General features: G+C 67.7%; 13 protein-coding genes. 8 read left to right on the forward strand and 5 right to left on the reverse strand.

Translation table 11 applies throughout. From position 1 onward, the window contains the following. Nucleotides 1–354: 354 nt before the first annotated feature. Both HUA76_RS15050 and HUA76_RS15055 read left to right on the forward strand, forming a co-directional pair. A complete protein-coding gene (locus HUA76_RS15050) occupies nucleotides 355–1,236 on the forward strand; it encodes an ATP-grasp domain-containing protein (protein WP_174461270.1) in 882 nt (293 codons plus the stop codon). Between the two features lie 99 nt (nucleotides 1,237–1,335). Continuing rightward, nucleotides 1,336–2,937: a Na+/H+ antiporter gene (locus tag HUA76_RS15055; protein ID WP_141643558.1), complete on the forward strand. Its 1,602-nt coding sequence runs from the start codon at nucleotides 1,336–1,338 to the stop codon at nucleotides 2,935–2,937. A 65-nt stretch (nucleotides 2,938–3,002) separates the two neighbouring features. On the opposite strand, the gene HUA76_RS15060 is transcribed toward HUA76_RS15055, so the two are convergent. From HUA76_RS15060 to HUA76_RS15080, 5 genes are read right to left on the reverse strand one after another with little or no spacing between them, the layout of a single operon-like run. After that, nucleotides 3,003–3,950 (reverse strand): hypothetical protein, encoded by a 948-nt coding sequence (locus HUA76_RS15060; RefSeq protein WP_174461271.1) that lies wholly within the window; start codon nucleotides 3,948–3,950, stop codon nucleotides 3,003–3,005. A 21-nt stretch (nucleotides 3,951–3,971) separates the two neighbouring features. After that, nucleotides 3,972–4,769: a tRNA pseudouridine(38-40) synthase TruA gene (gene truA, locus HUA76_RS15065; RefSeq protein WP_141643559.1), complete on the reverse strand. Its 798-nt coding sequence runs from the start codon at nucleotides 4,767–4,769 to the stop codon at nucleotides 3,972–3,974. Between the two features lies 1 nt (nucleotide 4,770). Next, nucleotides 4,771–6,054, reverse strand: coding sequence for a serine/threonine-protein kinase (locus tag HUA76_RS15070; RefSeq protein ID WP_174453457.1), 1,284 nt, complete (start codon nucleotides 6,052–6,054; stop codon nucleotides 4,771–4,773). Between the two features lie 36 nt (nucleotides 6,055–6,090). Then, nucleotides 6,091–7,065: a class I SAM-dependent rRNA methyltransferase gene (locus HUA76_RS15075; protein WP_174453456.1), complete on the reverse strand. Its 975-nt coding sequence runs from the start codon at nucleotides 7,063–7,065 to the stop codon at nucleotides 6,091–6,093. A 14-nt stretch (nucleotides 7,066–7,079) separates the two neighbouring features. Then, on the reverse strand, nucleotides 7,080–8,405 hold the full coding sequence (locus tag HUA76_RS15080) for an amidohydrolase family protein (protein WP_141643562.1): 1,326 nt from the start codon (nucleotides 8,403–8,405) through the stop codon (nucleotides 7,080–7,082). A 1,821-nt stretch (nucleotides 8,406–10,226) separates the two neighbouring features. On the opposite strand from HUA76_RS15080, the gene HUA76_RS15085 reads away from it, so the two are divergent. From HUA76_RS15085 to HUA76_RS45315, 6 genes are all read left to right on the forward strand, one after another. Continuing rightward, on the forward strand, nucleotides 10,227–10,952 hold the full coding sequence (locus HUA76_RS15085; RefSeq protein WP_174461272.1) for a hypothetical protein: 726 nt from the start codon (nucleotides 10,227–10,229) through the stop codon (nucleotides 10,950–10,952). Nucleotides 10,953–11,705: 753 nt separating this feature from the next. Further along, on the forward strand, nucleotides 11,706–12,116 hold the full coding sequence (locus HUA76_RS15090) for a methylglyoxal synthase (RefSeq protein ID WP_174461273.1): 411 nt from the start codon (nucleotides 11,706–11,708) through the stop codon (nucleotides 12,114–12,116). Nucleotides 12,117–12,299: 183 nt separating this feature from the next. Then, nucleotides 12,300–13,241 carry a hypothetical protein gene (locus HUA76_RS15095; RefSeq protein WP_174461274.1) on the forward strand — a complete coding sequence of 314 codons (942 nt, stop codon included), beginning with the start codon at nucleotides 12,300–12,302 and terminating at the stop codon, nucleotides 13,239–13,241. Nucleotides 13,242–13,640: 399 nt separating this feature from the next. After that, nucleotides 13,641–13,949, forward strand: a complete 309-nt coding sequence (locus HUA76_RS15100) for a hypothetical protein (protein WP_174461275.1) — start codon at nucleotides 13,641–13,643, stop codon at nucleotides 13,947–13,949. 554 nt (nucleotides 13,950–14,503) lie between these two features. Further along, complete coding sequence (locus HUA76_RS15105; protein ID WP_174461276.1) at nucleotides 14,504–16,012, forward strand: hypothetical protein; 1,509 nt, start codon at nucleotides 14,504–14,506, stop codon at nucleotides 16,010–16,012. Beyond that, nucleotides 16,009–18,765, forward strand: coding sequence for a YfhO family protein (locus HUA76_RS45315; RefSeq protein WP_254614247.1), 2,757 nt, complete (start codon nucleotides 16,009–16,011; stop codon nucleotides 18,763–18,765). Before HUA76_RS15105 ends, HUA76_RS45315 begins: the two co-directional genes overlap by 4 nt. Nucleotides 18,766–18,771 lie beyond the last annotated feature (6 nt).

Consider the following 18,771-nt stretch of genomic DNA (forward strand, 5'->3'; position numbering starts at 1 on the left):
ATGACTGGGTTCAGGCCGGCCAAGACACCCACGCGAAGGCAGACGCCCTCCCAATGACTGTCATCCAGCCCGGCGCCACTCTGGCGGCTGGGAATGACGTCAGCAATTGAACCTGAGGGTACGGGTACACCAACGCCGCGCCGGGAGTGCGGGCGATGACGTTGCCCGCAATCAGCGCTGTCAGACACCACCTGGGGCTCGCGTCTGTTTCACTCAACGCCCCCACTTCCTCCCAGGCACCGCCCATTCTCGGGCGAGCGTCCCGCCGGGAGCACGTCAGGCCGCGCTCGAGTTCGCGTCGGAGGAGGCCCGCCCGGCAATCCCCGCCGTGCGCCCTCCACGAAAGCGGTGCCCATGCCTCGACGCTCCCGTCCTGCAAGTGCCCTCGTCTTCGGTCGCAATCCCTCTCAGTACGACACCTTCGACGTGGAGGCCGAAGCCGCGGAGTCCCTGGGCCTCGACACGTATCAGGTGGACCTGGCCGCCCTCCTCCATGGCAACCTGGAGCGCGCGCTCGACGCGGTACCGGAACATGGAACACTCCGGCTGCTCTACCGGGGGTGGATGCTCACAGAAGAGGAGTACGGCGCGCTCGACGAGGCCCTCTCCGAGCGCGGCCACCGGCTGCTGACCACCCCCACGCAGTACGCCGCCGCAATGTACCTGCCGAACTGGTACCCCCGCCTCGCCCGCTACACCGCGCGCTCAGTCTGGACCGAAGACACGGACGCCCAGGAGGCCTGGCGCGCCGCCCAGGAGCTCGGGCCTCCTCCGTACATCCTCAAGGACCATGTGAAGTCCGCCAAGGAGCGCTGGGAGGAGGCCTGCTTCGTCCCGGCTGGCGCCACGCGCGAGGACTTCGAGCGAACGTGCGCCAACCTCGTGGAGGAGCGTGGTGAACGCTTCGAGCGGGGACTCGTCGTCCGGAAGTACCTGCCCCTCAAGGTCTACGGCAGGATGCCCACCGGCCCCGCGCACCTGGAGTTCCGCCTCTTCTTCGGACACGGCCGCCTGCTCGCGGCCGAGCCGTACCACGAGTTCGACGTCGAGGTTCCGGACTTCACCGCCTTCGAGCCCCTGGGCCGCCGCATCGACTCGCCCTTCTTCTCCCTCGACGTCGCCATGCTGGAGGACGGCGGCTGGGCCGTCGTCGAGGTGAATGACGGCGGCGTCTCCGGCCTGCCTCCGGGGTTGGACCCTCGTGCCCTCTTCGAGCCCCTGCTGGGGGCCGGGTAGCCAGGCACCCGCCACGCCGGCCCCGCCCAGGAGCAACCTTCGCGACGCGCTCCTGGGTTATGGTGCGCAAAGGTTTGACGTCAAAACAGGCAAGGAACGATGCACTTCGAATTGGCCTTCGTCCTCATCTTCGCAGTCGCGACCGCGGTGGCCATCGCGGCGCGGTACTTCAAGATTCCCTACACGGTGGCCCTGGTGGTGGCGGGGCTGACGTTGGGTGCGGTGCATCTCTTCGAGCCGCCGCATCTCACCAAGGAACTGCTCTTCGCCATCATCCTGCCAGGCCTCTTGTTCGAGGCTGCGTTCCACGTCGAGTTCCGCAAGTTCTGGAAGAACAAGCTGACCATCCACGCCATGGCGATTCCGGGCGTGGCGGCCTCGGCGGGCCTGACGGCGCTCATCCTCTCGGAGTGGGTCGAGGGAATGAACGTGGTGAGCGGCTTCGGGATGATTCCGGCGATGGTGTTCGCGGCGGTCATCGTCTCGACGGACCCGATTGCCGTGGTGGGGTTGTTCAAGACGCTCGGCGCACCCAAGCGCCTGCTCATCCTGGTGGAGGGAGAGAGCCTGCTCAACGACGGCACCGCCGTGGTGCTCTTCACGCTGGTGGTGGGAGTGGCGATGGGAGGCCAGTTCACCGTGGGCGGCGCGGTGATGGACTTCATCAAGGTCGCGGGCATGGGCGTGCTGGTGGGCAGCGCGGTGGGGTATGCGGCGGCGCGGGTCATCAAGCGTGTGGATGACGCGATGGTGGAAATCACCTGCACCGTCATCGCGGCGTACGGCTCGTTCGTCATCGCGGAGAACTTCCACTACTCGGGCGTCATCGCGACGGTGGTGGCCGGCATGCTCTGCGGCAACTGGGCCACGCACGAGGGCATGAGCCCCACCACGCGCGTCGCGGTGGAGAGCTTCTGGGAGTACTGGTCCTTCGCGCTCAACTCGGTGGTGTTCCTCCTCATCGGCCTGGAGGTGAACCTGTCGTCGCTGCTGGCGTCGTGGAAGCCGATTCTGGCGGCCTACGTGGCGGTCATCGTTGGACGGGCGGTGGTGGTGTACGGCGTGTCCGCGCTGCTGAGGCTCACGTCGGAGCGCATGCCCTGGTCCTGGAGCGCGGTGCTCACCTGGAGCGGCCTGCGCGGCGCCATCTCCATGGTGCTGGTGCTCAGTCTTCCGGCGGACTTCGACCACCGCGAGCTCCTGGTGAACATGACGTTCGGCGTGGTGGTGCTGTCCATCGTCTTCCAGGGCCTCTCCATGGCGCCGCTCCTGCGCAAGCTGGGCATCACCGGCCTGAAGGACGCGTACCAGGAGCAGTACGAACTGGCGCGCGGCCGGCTGGGCGCCATCCACGCCGCGATGGCCGCGCTCGAGGCCCTGCGTCGCACGCGTGAGATTCCCGCCGACGTGCTGACCCAGTTGGAGAAGGACTACCAGGAGAAGGAGCGCGTGACGGAGACGGAGCTGGCGCAGCTCAAGCAGCAGTCGATGCGCTTCCACGAGGAGGAGCACCAGGAGGCCGTCCGCCGCATGCTCATCGTGGAGAAGGAGTCGCTGCTCAAGGCGTACCAGTCCGCCGCCATTGGCAAGGAGGCCTTCGAGCGACTCACCGCGGAGCTGGATGAGCGCATCGCCCATGCCGACGCCGCGGAGATCCACACGTCGGTGCCCGCCACGCCCGCCGGGGCCGTCGGGACCTGACGTCAGGCGGTCCTCGCGTCACGGGCGGCCTTCACGGGCTCCCGTGACGAGGGCGCTACGGGCCGTCAGGCCGCTGGCGTCTTGGAGGTATCCGAAGTCGCGGGCGGCGCCTCGGAGAGCGACTGCTCGGGCAGGCGAATCACCGGGTCCGGACGCTCCACCTCGGAGGGAACCGCTTGCACCGCGCTCGCGGTCGCGGCTCCGAGGGACTCCACCGCGGACACGGACGTGTCCACACGTCCCTCGGCGCTCGATGACGAACCATCGACCGATGGGTCCACCCGTGCTTCGGCCCCTGATGCGGACGACATCGGGTTTTGAATCGACGTGTCCACGCGTCCCTCGGCGCTCGCAGCGGATTCGCCCGGAGCGGGACTCGACGTCTCGACATGTCCCGCGACGCTCGCGGATGCGCCAGGCGCCTCGGCGGATGTATCGACTCGAGCCCCGGCGGCTGACTCGGCCTCGCGCTGCTCCAGCCTCGCGCCGCCCTGCTCCGCCGCTCGGAGGAACTCGTCGTACTCGGACTTGCGCTCCTCGGCCTTGGATTGGGTCTTCTCGGATTGCTGCGCGGCGGCGGCCCTTCCGGCCTTCAGCGCGCGCGCACTGACAACGATGCCCGCCCCGAACACCGCGACGTTCAGCACCGAGCCCAGCCCACCCAGCCACAATGAGTCCACGCCGCCCTGGACGTAGCCCAGCGCGAGCACGAAGACCGCGCCGGACACGGCCGCGCCAGCCGCCGTCTGCCAGGGCTTCAGCTCCATCACCCGGCCCGCGCCGTAGCAGAGCACCGGCAGCACGCCGACCAACCACACGTTCTCCAGCAGCACCGCCACCAGCACCTTCAACGAGTGGAAGGGCAGCGCCTGCACGCGCAGATTCAGCCGCAGCGTCAACGACACGCTGAGGGCCGAGCCCAGGACAAGCGAGATGAAACCCAGTCCAACGATGAACTGGAAACGGCGGATTCGAACACGCAGCGGCTCGAGGACACTCGGCTTGGGGCTCACGGGCAGGCAGCCTACCCCAGTTCAGCCCTCGTCCTCGTCCACGTCCGCTTCCCCCCCCGGAGTCCGAGGAGGCGGGCCATCCGCGTAGAAGACCTGCTCCAGCACCAGCCCCTGGGGCGGAGCCGTCTGTCCCGCGAGCTTCCGGTTGCGCGAGGCCAGCACCTCCGCCACCCACGCCTCGGGCCGCTTCCCCTTGCCCACGTCCACCAGCGTCCCCACGAGGTTTCGCACCATGTGCTTCAAGAAGGCCGTGCCCTCCACCACGATGGAGATGGCGCCCCCGGCCTCCCCCTCCACCGTGATTTTCCGCACCTCGCGAACCGCGTGCTTCGCCTGGCAGTCCGCGGCCCGGAACGCGGAGAAGTCATGCCGGCCCAGCAGATGCGCGGACGCCCTGCGCATCGCCTCGACATCCAGCGGCGCGAAGACCTCCCAGTGCGTCGTGCGGTGCAGCGGGGAGCGCGTGCGGCGATTGTTCAGACGGTAACGGTAGCGTTTGCCTCGGGACCAGCGGCGCGGGTCGAACCCCTCGGGGGCCTCCACCGCGTCCACCACCGCCACGTCGTGCGGCAGCAGGCCGTTGAGCCCCATGACGTACGCCTTCATGGGCAGCACCCGCTCGGTGTCGAAGCAGATCACCTGCCCCGTGGCGTGGACGCCAGAGTCCGTGCGCCCGGCGGACCGGACGGACACGGGCTCGCTCAAGAGCCGCGACAGCGCCTCCTCCATCACCGCCTGGAGCGAGCGCCCATTGGGCTGCACCTGCCAGCCCACGTAGCGAGTGCCCTCGTATTCGAGCGTCAGCTTCAGCCGAGGCATGTCAGCGGTACTTGAGCCAGGACTCGAGGAGCTCCGCCACCATGCGCCCCGCGGGGACACCGTTGCGCCGGGCCACCGCCTCCACCGCCTCCAGCACCTCCATGGAGAGGGGCACGACCAGCATGCGCGGCTCGGTGCGCTCGTCGGGCCCCCCCGGCGCCAGGGCGGCAATGCCCGGGGGGATGGTGAGCGGCGCGGTGACGGCGGGAGGTGGCTCGGACACCGGGGCCGGAGGAATCCCGGGGTCCAGGGATGCCACGACCTCTGACAGCTCCAGCGCCTCCTCGGCGGTGGGCGCGGTGGCGTTGCGGCTGCGCAGCCGGCGCTGCTCCTCCTGGAGTTCCTCCTCGAAGAGCTGCTTGATGAAGTTGGCCAGGTGCAGCGGCGTGGGCGTGAAGTCGTACGCGTCCAGGAACGCGTCCAGGTCCTTCTGCATCTCCGCCGCCGTCTGGTAGCGCCTGTCGCGGTCTCGCTCCAGCGCCTTCATCAGGATGACTTCCACGCGCTCGGGCAGGTCCTCGCGGAAGTACGAGGGCGCGTAGATCTTCCCCTCGGTGATACTGCGCATCACGGCGACCTCGGACTCGCCCGTGAAGAGCTTGAAGCCCGTGAGCCACTCGTAGAGCACCACGCCGAGCGAGAACACGTCGCTGCGGCAGTCCAGCGCCTTGCCCAGACACTGCTCCGGGCTCATGTAGCTGAGCTTGCCCTTGATTTCGCCCGTGCGCGTCTGGCCCACCTGGTTGGCGGCCTTGGCGATGCCGAAGTCGAGAATCTTCACCGAGCCGTCGAAGGCGACGACGATGTTCTCCGGCGACACATCCCGGTGGACGATGTTGAGCGGGCTGTCGTACAGGTCCGCCTTCGTGTGCGCGTGGTGCAGGCCCGCGCAGACACACGAAGCAATCTTCACCGCGTAGACCAGCGGGAAGGGAATCCCGAGCGCCTCCGCCTTGGGGACGACGCGGCGCATGTCCCGCCCGGCCACGTACTCCATCGCGATGAAGTAGCTCTCCGCGATCTTCCCCAGGTCGTGAATCTGCACCACGTTGGGGTGGTTGAGCTGGGAGGCGAGCCGGGCTTCGTTGAGGAACATCTTCACGAAGGCCGCGTGCTTGGAGAGGTGCGGGCGGATGCGCTTGATGACGACGGGCGACTCGCGGCCGTCCTCGCCTTCCTGGTGCGCGAGGAAGATCTCCGCCATCCCTCCGACGGCGATGCGGTCGATGAGCCGGTACTTGCCGAAGCGACCGGTTTCGCGCTGCTGCGGTGCGGCGGGAGACATGGCGTCCTGACCTTACCCGCGCCAGGGGCCCTGGTGCTAACGAAGTTGGACGACGTGGACCTTCAAGGCCGGCTCCTGGCCAGGAGGGCTCGGAAAGTCGAGGGAAGAAGGACCCGAGGAATCCACCGCCCTGCCCTGCCGCCCCGCGAGGGAGAGGCCCTCGGACACCATGGCCTCGAAGCGCCGGGCGGGCAGGCCCGCGTGGTTGCAGCAGGCGACCAGCCGTCCCCCGGGGGCGACGACGCGCGCGGTGGCCTCGGCCAGCCGGGCATAGTCACGGGCGGCGGAGAAGCGGGCCTCCTTCGTGTTGGAGAACGACGGAGGGTCCGCGATGACGAGGTCGAACGTCTCGCCCTTCTTCGCCAGACGCTTGAGCCAGTCGAAGACATCACCGGCCACGTAGTCATAGCGGTCCACGGGCTGGCCATTGAGCTGGGCGTTCTCCTCACCCCACTCCAGTACGCGGCGACTCGCGTCCAGGTTGAGCGCCCGCTTCGCGCCGCCCGCTTTCGCCACCACTCCGAATGCACAGGTGTAGGCGAAGAGGTTGAGCACGGTGAGGCCGCGCGCCTCTTTCAAGAGCCACGCGCGAGTGTCGCGCATGTCCAGATACAGCCCCACCGAGAGGCCCTGTCCGGGGCGGATGAGGAAGGACAGGCCATTCTCCAGGGCCGTGAGGGACTCCACCGGCTCGCCCCGGGCGGAGGTCTCCGGGGCCAGCGTCTCCTTCGCCACGTTGGCGAGGACCCGCGCCTCGCGGGGACGGCGCTTGAGATACAGGCTCGTCGGCGCCCACGCCGTCATCGCGGCGTCGAGCAGCGCTTCTTCCTCCGTGGGAGAGAAGTCGCGGTAGAGGCTGAGGACATACAGGCCACCGAAGCGGTCCGCCGTCACGTCGGGGACGCCATCGGCCTCGCCGTGGAGGACGCGGAAGGCGGTGGTGCGAGCGTCGGTCAACAGGGGGCCGCGCCGGGCGTGCGCGGTCCGAAGCGTGTCCACGAGGGTGGGCATGGGCCCTCCCTGTATCAGCTTCCCAGTCGGGCGCGAGACCAGACGCGCTCGAGCGCCTCGGTGGCGGCGCGGGAGAGGTCCACGTAGTCGGAGCCCAACAGCTGGCCTTCGCGCACGCGGACGCGTCCATCGACGATGGTCCAGGCCGCGGGCGAGCGGGCGAGCTGGCCGATGAGATACGGCGAGTAGCCCGTCTCGGGGTCGGCCGCGGGCACGGAGTCGTAGACGACGAGGTCCGCGAGGCTGCCCTCCTCCACGGTGCCCGAGGGCAGGCCGAACAGGCGGGTACACAGCTCCGCGGGGCCGCTGACGAGCAGGTGCGCGAGGGTGCTGTCCACGTCCGGCAGGTGCCCGGCGCGGGAGATGCGCAGCACGCCCACGAGGGCCGCGAGCAGCTCGTCCTGAAGAGTGCCGTGCCCCCCCGTGCCCAGGCCAAGCAGGTGCAGCCGCAGGAGGATGGCCTCCATCGGGTCCGTGCCGCGCTCCAGGGTCCGCACGCCACGGGCCGCGAGCGAGACGAAGGTTTCAGTCTGCTCCAGGCGCGCGGCCTCGGAGCTGTCCAGCGCCCGTGCGTAGCCGGCGATGGCGCGAGGACCCAGCAGGCCCAGCGCGTCGAGCCGGGGCACCACCCGCTGACCGTGACGAGCGTAGGTGGTGCTGAGGTCGTCCTCGTTCTCCGCGAGGTGGAAGACGGTGGGGACTTCGAGCTCCGCGCTGAGGCGGGAGATGCGCGAGAGGAGCGAATCCTCGCAGGTATACGAGGCGTGGAAGCCGAGTGCCCCGCGCACCAGGGGGTGCTTCGCGTAGCGGCGGGCGAAGTCCGCGTTGGCGTCGAGCCAGGCGTCAGCCTGAGCGGCGCCATCCATGCTGTGGGTGGCGTGGCTCGTCACCAGTCGGAGGCCGACGCTCTCGGCCGCGCGGGCCTGGGCGGTGAGCCCTCCGGCCACGTCGGCGCAGGCGAGGTGTTCCACGACGAGGGTGACACCATCGCGAAGCGCGCGGGCGGCCGCGAAGCGGGTGAGGGCCTCGATGTCCTCGGAGGAGACGAGGCGGGCCACGCGGCGCATGCGCTCCAGTCGCTCGCGAGGAGGCAGGAGGAGGAACTGGCCATTGGGCGGAAGGAGCTGGCCGTTGACGAGGTGCGAGTGGCTGTCCACCAGTCCGGGGGCGACCAGGCGGCCTCGACAGGCCACTTCCCAGTCACCTGGAAGGACAGGCACCTGCGCGTCCGGAGCGACGCGGCGGATGACACCACCCTCGACGACCACGGCCATACCGCGCCTGACCCGGCCATCCGCCCGGAACACAGCGCAGTTTTTCAACAGCAGGCGACCTTCCATGTCCGGCAACTGTCATAGCACGGGTCAATGGAGGTGGGAGCGGGGTAAGTCCAGGAATCCGGGGTCGGCAACGAGGGCTTGCCAGAGGAGGCGACTCAGGGCAGGGCGCCCCGCTCCGCCGAGCCAAGGGGTCCATGGACCGCACGACTCACCGCCTCGGCTCCATCCCCGCTGAGGAGTGGGGGCCTTGTACCCGCCAACGAATCAGGGAGGCGGCGCATCACATTCCGTCTCAGAGGGGACGGGTATCCGAGGGTATCCCGGTGCCCTGCACCTCCCTGCGACACAGCGAACTCGAGGCGAGTCCGAGCACATGACGCAGTAGTAGCCACAAGCAGCGTGTACGAGATGGCTGATACGTGGCAGTTCCTCATTCACCACCTTCTTCGAACCGACCAGCCAACACGCATCATACGGAACAGGCTGCAACGCAACGAGCGAGCAGTCGTCATCGACCTGACAGGTTGAGAGTTCCTCGATCTCCGCGGCGGCGGCCCACCATGTCTCGCGGCATTCAGGCGAGAGCTCCCAATTATCATTCGGGTCGAGAAGTTCCTCACGGCCAGCAGACACAAGGCACTCAGATATCTTCCTGGCATGCGCGACATCGCGGGGCACCACCGAGTGTGAACACCCCCATAGAGCCAGCACGAGGAGAAGTCCCATGCCCTGAAGAATCTTCATGTCCCCAATCACGGTCCTCCCCCTGGTCATGACACTCAAGGGATGACCTGCTCCCCCTGGGATTGAGGCTGAGTTTCCATCCATCGCTCATGGTGGCGGGTCCGCAGTAAGACCTGGAGCGTGACGACGCCACGTTTGCTGGCGCCAGCCCTCCGCTCGCAGCAAACGCTCAATCTGTCTCCAGCCACAGCACCGTCATGGCACTCCCTCCAGGAGAAGTTGGGCCAGTTACCCCAATGCTCGATGCGGGGGCCCTTCAGGACAACACCCGTCTCACGCCGCAGATGAGCAAGCACCTCGGACCGCGATTCGCACGAAGCGCTGGACTCAGCACGGCCCCAGAACATCAGAGCGAGTTGCCCGACCGAGAGAAACTCGAGCCAGACACTCCCTGACCGCCCCGCCAGCACCGCTGTTCCCGTGGGGGGAGTCCCGGCCGCGCTTCCCCATGGTTCCGAGCAGACTTCTGTCAGGACACGACCCGCCACGTGGACGGGCACGCAACTCTTTCCTGAAGCGTCCTCGGCCAGGGCAGAACCCGAGATGAGCATCACCGCCCATGCGCCGTGAATGAGGCTTCTCCGGACAGACATTTCCGCTCCATTCCCTGGGGCTTCTCGTGAGAGGCCATCCTAACCCTTGACCTCCACCGCACCGAGAGAAACACGTTCCACGCAAGCAACGTCGAACCATGACGTCGCCATGATTTAGACCGTGCGTCCATTCGATATGCTCCGTCGGCCTCCATCTGAACGCCGAGCCTGGGCTCACGTCTCCGAAAGCTGCCTCGAAGCGAATTTCATTCGAGGAACAGGAGAGTGCTGGAGTGGAGCGGACGCGGCGGACGGTCCCTGCTTCGCCAGGGGGTGGCGGAACGGCTTCTCGTAGCGGGGCGAGGTCGGCGGCGGGAAGGAGTCCAGGACGCTGCACGAGACAAGAAGACAACGGGCTGGTTTGTGTTCCTGGAGCCCTATCCGAGCGGCGGCGGGGCTGCCTATAGTTGTCGCATGAGCCATGCGTCGTGGAACGCGGATCTTCAAGGTCGCGCACCAGCGAGGTCATCTTGCTCATCCGACATCCCGCCGGTCCCGCGGTGCAGCAGACAGGAGATTGAGCGTGACGAAGAGAGCACTCTTGTTGGCGGCGGTCCTGGCCGCGGGTTGCGGCGGTGAGGCCAAAAAGGCCATCGAGCAGCGCCGCATGGCCGTGGCCCCAAAGCTCGCCAAGGTGACATCCATCGCGGACCAGGCGCGGGCGCTGCCGCCGGTGAAGGAGGGCTCGCTCACGCTCGGCGCGGCGCCCCTCGTCATGGCCTTCCTCACGACCACGCCGCTGCGCACCGGCACCGTGGTCTACGCCGAGGACCTCGACGACCTCTCGGTTTTCAAGGACGAGCCTCCGCACTACAAGATGCGGGTGAGGCAGGCGGGGCTGATTCAGGCCTGCGGCCAGCTCCTCTCCAAGGGCACCTACGGCATGCAGACCGCCGCCAACGTGCACGCCAACGTCGCCATCGAGTACCTCGATGCCTGCGCCAACCTCGCGTACGTCTTCGTGCTGCGCACCCGCGAGGTGAAGGGGCGCTCCTTCGAGGGCGACGTCGTCGCCTTCGACCTCGCCGACGGAAAGCCCATCGGAGGCTTCCCGATCTCGTTCACCAGCGAAGGCCGCCGCGACCAGGTGAGCAACACCACGAAGAGCGTGAGCACTCGACGGGTGGGTAACCGCAACCGCACCACGGTCACCGAGACGACCACGACCGCCACCGTGGATGCTGATCGGGAACAACTGCGCAGCGACCTGGATGGCGAGATCGAGGCCGCGATCGTGAAGCTCGCTCCCTCGAGCAAGTGGCTCAACTGACCGAGGTACCCCGAAGACGGTAGCGGGCCTGGAGCGTAATGGTGAAACCTTCACAGGGCCTGCAAGACCTCGTGGGTCTTGCGCCCTGTGAAGCGCCTCGCGAGCGCGCGACTTCACAGAATCGCCGAGTCAATGTGACGACACGCGAGGCTTCCTCGTCCTGCTTGATGCGAGCCACCGTCACCGCCTCCGCGGAGGCCAACTCGACGGGCCTTTCACATACGGCCGTGCCCGTTGCTTCGCGAGGTGAGTGCATCGAAGCGCGTACCCTTCGACCCCTCAGGCATTTCAGCGATGGGCCGAGGATGCTCGATCCGGGCATGCGCGCGTTATCCACCATCGCCTTGGGCTCACGTCGGTTCGTTGTGCCGCCCGTCCCGTCTTGCCCCGCTCTCGTCCCCGTTTGCGGGGCTCACTGGGGGGACATGCGGCCCCGCAGGTCAGCCCGCTCACGCCGGCCGGGAGCATCACTCAGGGGACTTCCTCAACCCCGCTCCACCTTCCCCCTTCAACAGGGCGTCTATCCCGCATATCCGCTGTCTTCGTGAACATGAGGCCCATTGTCCGGAGGGACAGTGTCGATGTCTTTTTTGTGCGAGAGGAGCGGGTGATAACTCGCGAATTCGCGGAGGACGATGTTAGGGGTTGAGCCGAGATGGATGGTGGGTAGGTTCTGGGTATCGCGGGGATATTCAACATCGCCCTCGTGCGGGCCTGACTCTATCGGCCGTCTAGAAACCTAGGGAATCCCGAATGAAACTCCGCATTGCATTGATTGCTCACGACACGAAAAAAGACGACATGCTCGCCCTGGCCGCTGAATACAAAGCCTTCCTCTCAACCTGCACGCTGACCGCCACCGGCACCACCGGCAGCCGCCTGACCAACGAACTGGGGCTGGAAGTGGACCGCAAGCACTCCGGCCCCTTTGGCGGCGACTTGCAGATCGGCTCGCTGTTGGTGGAGGGTGAGATCGACTGCTTGATCTTCCTGCGCGACCCGATGACACCGCAGTCGCACGAACCGGACATCAACGCCCTGGTCCGCGCCTGCGAAGTGCACAATACGCCGTGCGCGACCAACGTGGCGTCCGCACATCTGGTGTTGACTCAACTCGAGCAACGCGCGGCACAAATGAGCAACGGAGGAAGGGAATCCGCATGAACCGCGTCAGCGGTCCTGTATCCATGGACCTGGTGAAGATGGACCTGCCGCCGCCCGGCGCGCTGGGCCGTGGGGGCGGGGCGCCACCTGAACCTTCTCACGCGACAGTGACCTCCGCGACTACCGGAACCGTACGACGCGTGGGGGCTTGTCACCGGCGTGCGGGCTCGGGAAGGTAGGGGGATGCTCGTTTCGGTCCATCTCTATGCATGGCAGGCCGTCATCGTCGGCAATGCGCGGCTCGGGGGGCGCGACCTGCGAGCGGCAGTGCTCGACGACCCGTGGGTGGGCGTGACGAAGAGGGAGGGGGACGTCTTTCGCGGCTTCGCCTGCGATGGGGATTTCGAGCCCTCGTTCTATGCATGGCTGGATCTCCAGCGGGTGCGGGGCCTGCAAGCGATCCGGACGCTGTGCACCGTCGATCCCGGTGACTGGGCGCTCCACACGCCGCCACCCCGGCAGCCCCCGTTGCCGGAGTTCGCCCTCGTCTTCCCGGATCGCGTCGCCTGGTACCGCTACAAGCATTCGAGCCTCGACCCGCGAGGCCTGAGCGGACCCTATGAGGAGTGCTTCGTCGAGGTGCCTGAGGAGTCGCGGCCGGCGACGATCACCCCTCTGGAAGAGGCGGAGCGGGAGCTGCTTGCGGCCACCCGGGACTATGTCGCGTTCGTGGAAGCCAGGGCCCGAGCGGATGACGCGACGGACATGTTCTACGCGAAGCAAGGGCGCACCACGTTGGAGCTCCTGGAGGACACGGAGGACTCCTTTCGGGAGAGGCTCATCGCGCTGCGCCAGGAGGAGTTGAAGGAATATCGCCGGCGGGCCAAGCAGTGGCACCCCGTCCAACCGGCGACGAGGGCGATGCGGCCCGTCATCCTGGAGAATGCCGCACGCTGGCTGGTGCGGGACGATTATCTGAGTGTCCTGGAGGCCGCGGGCGCGTCGTGGCGGGCGGTGCGACTGGCGAGAGCCTCGCAGGACGCCTGGCCCCTGAACATGGACGTCGACCGCAGGTCCCAGGAGGATCTTCCGCCCTTCATCCACGCGCCAGGCTATGTCGCCATCGGCCGGCGCTGGGCCTGCGCGGCGGCGGCGGCCCTGAACGCCGCGTTGAACATGCGCTAGGGGAGTGTTCGCAAACTAGAGCCAAAGGCTTGCGACAAGCCCCAGTCCTCGCTCCAATGCCCTTTCCCTATCTCGAAGCACCTGACGATCATGAACCCACGAACCCTCGGTGATTGGCTCGCGACCCGTTGGCGATATGCCACCATGGCTGTGCTCCTGGGGCTGACTGTGTCGCTCGGAGTGCCGTATTGCGGGCGGTGGTGGCGCATCGACACGTGCCTCGACTCGGGTGGCGCCTGGAACCATGAACAGAGCACCTGCGAGCACTGACCCCGCTGCCCCACCAGGCCTCGGGACCGGCGATGCCTCAGTCTCCTCCTGCGCCCCAGCAACCATCCTTCTTCGCAGGCGTCCCAGGGGCAAAGTAGCCTGGAGCCCTCCCATAGGATTGAGCGACCCATGACCCTGGACGTTCGTGAACTGATTCATCAAGCGATGGTCGAGCCTCGCCAAGGAGTGCAGTCGCTCGCCCGTGAGATCCGAATCGCCCTTGGCCATGGTGACCCCGACGCCGCACGAACCTTGGCTTATGCACTGCTGGCACTGGCCGTCGAGAATGACCTCGCACATGAGTCGCTGACGGACGCTGTTGCTTGGTTGATTCGTGATAGACGAACCAACATTGCAATCATGCAGCGCCTTCACCGGTACGCACAACTGGCTGGCGACGCCCTCCTGGAACAACGACTCACTGGACGCGGGGACTGAACCCACCCCAGACCTCGCGAATCGAGTCCCTCACATGTGCAACTTCACGGACGAATATCTCGGCAATGTCCTGGAAGAGTGGAGCCAGGGCCATCGCTGGAGATGACGCAACTCCATCCTTCAGGACACGAGTCATTTCCTCTCGGGTCGCAGGCAAGCTCACAGGTCGAGCCCCCATCCGTGTGAGCGAAGTTCGTCCCGCCGGCGCACACCAGGCCTGGGCCACAATCGCTCGGAGCCGCGCAACGAGTGCCGATGACCGCGAGCATCTTCGCGTCGGGGTCGCTCTCATTCGCCTCACGCTTGCAGCCTGCCAACCCCCAGGTCAGCAAGAGCAGCGTCACCGCACTCCACGACAGCCGATAGGCACGGCTCATGTGATCTCCATCTCGGACCGCTCCTCGCAGGAGCCCCGGGGACTTCGTCCTGCCGCATCCCGACGGCTTTCGCGGCACAGGCAGCACCCTGCCACGCCCAGGACCCTACTCGCCCCCTGTCCTTCCCTGCAGGCATGCCTTCGCAGGGCGCCAGGAGCGAAGTAGCCTGCGACCCACATGAGAACGCGGTCCCTCCTCCTTCCCGGTCCAGCGGCCCTGGCGGCACTGGTGCTCACCGTGCGGCTCGGGATGTCGCCGCTCAAGAACTTCGACCTGTTCTTCCACCTCGCCGGTGGACAGTTCGTCTTGAAGAACGGCTTCACTCGCATCGACCCCTTCAGCGTCACCGGCACCGCCGGCTGGGTCCCTCATGAGTGGGGCTTCGGCGTCCTCTGCGTCGCCCTGGTCCGCTGGCTCGGCGCCGCTGGGCCCGCTCTCCTGGTCGCCGGCCTCGTCGCCCTCAACCTCATGCTCCTGTGGACCGTCCTGGAGCGCGCGGCCTCGGGGCGACGTGGGTTGCTCGCCGTGGCGACGCTCGCGGCCCTCCTCGTCGTCTACGCGCCCACGTGGCCTCAAGAGCGCCCCTACCACCTGGGCCACCTGCTCTTCACCCTCGCGGTGCTCGCCATCCAGTCCTGGCGCGCGGGCAATGACCGCATCCTCTGGGTGTTCCCCTTCCTCGGCGCCGTCTGGGCCAACGTCCACGGGAGCTGGCTGCTCGGCCCCGCGCTGCTCGGCGCGACCGCTGTCGGACAGGCCCTGGACGAGGGCACCCCGGAGTCGCGCCGGCGCTCGCTGCGCGCCATCGGCTTCAGCGTCGCCGCGTTCCTCATGGCGGGACTGGGTCCGGACGGGCTCAACATCTACCTGTACCCGCTCCATCACTCGCTGCTGCCGTCCACGCAGACCATCGTCGAGTGGCGCCCGCTCAACCTGGACCTCGCCTCGAGTTGGGCCTACCTCGCGCTCGGCGGCGCGGCCTGCTTCGCCGTGGGACAGGCTCGCGTGCGCAAAGTGGCCATCCTCCTCCCCACCTTCGTGCTCGGCCTCGCCGCCATCAAGGTGCAGCGCCATGCCCCCTTCGCCGCCGTGCTGCTGGCCCTCGCCCTCCTGGAGCATGTCGCGTTGAGCCGGGACACCGCCGTGGCAACGGACGCGCCGGTCGGAGCGTGGAAGCGCTTCTGGGCACGGTTCGATGGACTGACGGCCGGTTGGAACGACAAGGCCAGCGGCGGGCTCTGGCCCACGCTGGCGCTGCTGGGTCTCGTCCTGATTCATGCGCAGAGCCCGTTGCCGTTCGAGCAGGGCGTGAAGCGCTCCGTCATCCCCATCCCGGTCTTCGAGGCGCTGCGCAAACATCCTCCGGGCAAGGTGCTCAACCCCTTCGTCATCGGCGGCCCCATCTCGTTCTTCGCGGGCGCCGACTACAAGGTGTTCATCGACAGCCGGAACGACCCGTTCCCCATGTCGGTCCACGAGGACTACGACAAGCTCGTCTGGGGCGAGCCCGGCTGGGAGGAAGCCCTGACGCGCTATGACCCGGACTACCTGCTCTGGGACATCGAGAACCCCGGCAACATCCTCCTCGACAACCTGAAGGTGCTCGGCGGCTGGCGCGAGGAGGCTCGTGACGGCAACTACGTGCTGTGGATTCGTGAGCGCACCACCGCGACGGGCCATCCATGACCGCGCGGCGGACGGATGCGCGGAAAGCGGGGCTCGCCATCGTGGGGCTCGTGGCGATGCTCGCCTTCGCTTACAGCCCCGTGCTGCGCGGAGAGCTGCTCGCCGGTCGAGACGTGTTCCGCATCTTCTTCCCTGACTCCGCCTTCCTGTTGGAGTCCCTGCGAGCGGGCGAACTGCCGCTGTGGACGCCGTACCTGCGACTGGGGCAACCGTTCGCGGCCACGCTCTACTCGCAGGTGTTCTATCCACCGCGATGGGTGGCGGTGCTCGTCTCCGGTCCCATCGTCTCGATGACGGTGTTGCACATCGCGCACGCGGCGCTCGCCTCGGTGGGAGTGTTCCTGCTCGCCAGGAAGCTGCGAGCCTCGTGGCCCGCGTCACTCGTCGCGGGGGCGATGTTCGGCCTGTCACCGATGATGACGGACCTGGGCATCCAGCAGAACGTCGTGGACGCGGCGGCATGGAGCGGGTTCATCCTCCTCGCGGCGCATGACCTCGCGCACCGGCCCGGACCCGGTCCGCTCGCTCGCCTCTCCATCTTCTCCGCGCTGTCTCTCTTCGCGGGCTCGCCCGAGACCACGCTGTGGCAGGGAATCGTCGCGGTGCTGGTGGCATTCCTCACGGATTCGTCGAGGCGTCGGGCGCATGAAGGGCCCTCGGCGACACGCGGGTTGCCCACGCCCGAGGCGCATGCAGCCGCTCAGCCGCTACTCGTTGGCGCGCCTCCCCCTGTTTCGGTCGCGACGTTGGCGGGGCCACACGCCGACACGTCGACCGCGAGCGAGCAAGGGACCCAGGTCCGCTCCGATTCTGAAGCAGCAAGCCGAGCCCTTCAGCCCCACGCGGTACTGCCCGCGGCAGCGTCGCATCACTCCGAAGTCGCACGGTCGAGCCTGCCTCCGTTCGGTGCCACCTCGGAACTGCCGGAGGAGGGCCATCGACCACTCCGTGCGGAACAGTTGATTGTCGCCAGAGCCGCGAGGCTCTCGGACTCGGGACTCGAACAACCTCACCTCCTCGCGCATGAGCACATCGCCGAGCACGGTACGGCCGCGCGGAATCCATCGATGGGTCGCGAAGCGGTCCCCCGTTCTCAGCTCCACGGCGTTCCTTCGTCGGTAGCGCCTTCGAGCACGCGCGACGCACGGACCCGCCTCCAGGCCCGGGGACTCGCGGTGGCGCGTATCACCGGGGGCTTCATCCTGTCCGCCGTGCTCGCGTCGGTGGCGCTGTTCCCTGCGGCGGAGTTCGCTCGGAACTCCCTGCGCTCCCAGCGCGGCTGGGCCGAGCAGCTCGCCTGGTCCGTATCCTGGCCGCAAGTGCTGTCTTCTGTGTGGCCGCTCGCGGACTGGCCTCGTGACAGGTACTGGGGCGAGGACCAGTGGTTCATCCTCAACCTGTTTCTCGGCACCCTGCCCTGTGCGCTCGCCATCGTCGGCGGACTCCATGGCCCGCGTCGCGCACGGCCCTTCATCGTAGGGGCCCTCACGCTGGTGATGCTGAGTCTGGGGCGGCACTTTCCTCCCTCGGCCTGGGTCCTCCAGTCCGTGCCGCCGTTCTCGCTCTTCCGCTACCCCGCGAAGTACTTCGTGGGCGCGGCCTTCTGCCTCGCGGTGCTCTCGGCCTTCGGGCTGGATGCGCTGGGCCGGCTCGCACGAAAGCTGCCTCCCTCCCGACTGAAGGCCGCCATCGCCTTCGTCGCCATGGGCGCAGCCATCGCAGCCATCGGCCCCGTGGTGCGCATGCTCCCCATGCGCGCCTCCGCCGAGGCCGGTGCACCCTGGGTGCCCTTCGCGCTCGGGCTCGCCACCCTCATCCTCTTCCTCCTGCCGTGGTCCTTCGCGCGCCCGCGCCGCGTTCGCCATGGACTCGCGGCTCTCGCCGTCCTCGAACTCGCGGCGGCACACTCGCTGCTGGGGATTCCCAAGTACACGCCCTGGGACTCGCTGCGACAGCCCTTCTCCCTACGCACGCTGTTGCCCCAGCCGTTTCAGGGACGCATCAGCGCGGACATCGAAGGCCCCGAGGACCCCACTCGCGCCGTGGTGACGAACACCATCGAGCGCAGCCTCGACCGCCTCATGCCGAACAGATTCGTCGAGGAGCGACTGCCCGCGCTCGAAGGCTACGGCGCCCCAGAGCCCGTGCGCTCGGACCGCTTCCACCTCGCCGGAGAGCGCAGCGTCTATGACCTGGCCGGCGTCACACACTATCTCCGCCAGGGCCCGCCCCCGTTCGAGGACCTGGAGCTGCTCCACCGCGCCGAGGACGGCACCACGCTCTCCCGCTCGCGCACCGCCCTGCCCCGAGCCTTCCTCGTCCAGCGCGCCCGCGTCGTCACGGATGACGAAGCCCTGGAGGCGGTGCTGGATGCCGACCAGCCCTTCCGGGAGATTGCCTTCCTCGCCTCGGGCGAGCCACTCGAACGTCCCGATTGCGAAGGCTCCGTGCGTCCCTCCAGCAGCGGAGCCCAGCACCTGGCACTGGACGTGAGGGCTTGCGACGACAGCTACCTCATCGTCTCGGACAGCTACTACCCGGGATGGCGCGCGACAGTGGACGGCAAGGACGCCCCCATCCACCGCGCGGACCACTCGCTGCGAGCCGTGCGCCTTTCACGCGGTGAGCACCACGTCCGCTTCGACTACACCCCGCTCAGCTTCCGCGCGGGACTCCTGCTGTCCCTGCTCGGCTGGGCGGGGCTCGGCTTCGTGTGGCTCAGGGCGAGACGACGTCCAGTCGCCCCGGCGTGACGGACG

The organism is Myxococcus sp. CA056 (genome assembly GCF_013336715.1).
In the GTDB taxonomy this organism is placed as follows: domain Bacteria; phylum Myxococcota; class Myxococcia; order Myxococcales; family Myxococcaceae; genus Myxococcus; species Myxococcus llanfairpwllgwyngyllgogerychwyrndrobwllllantysiliogogogochensis.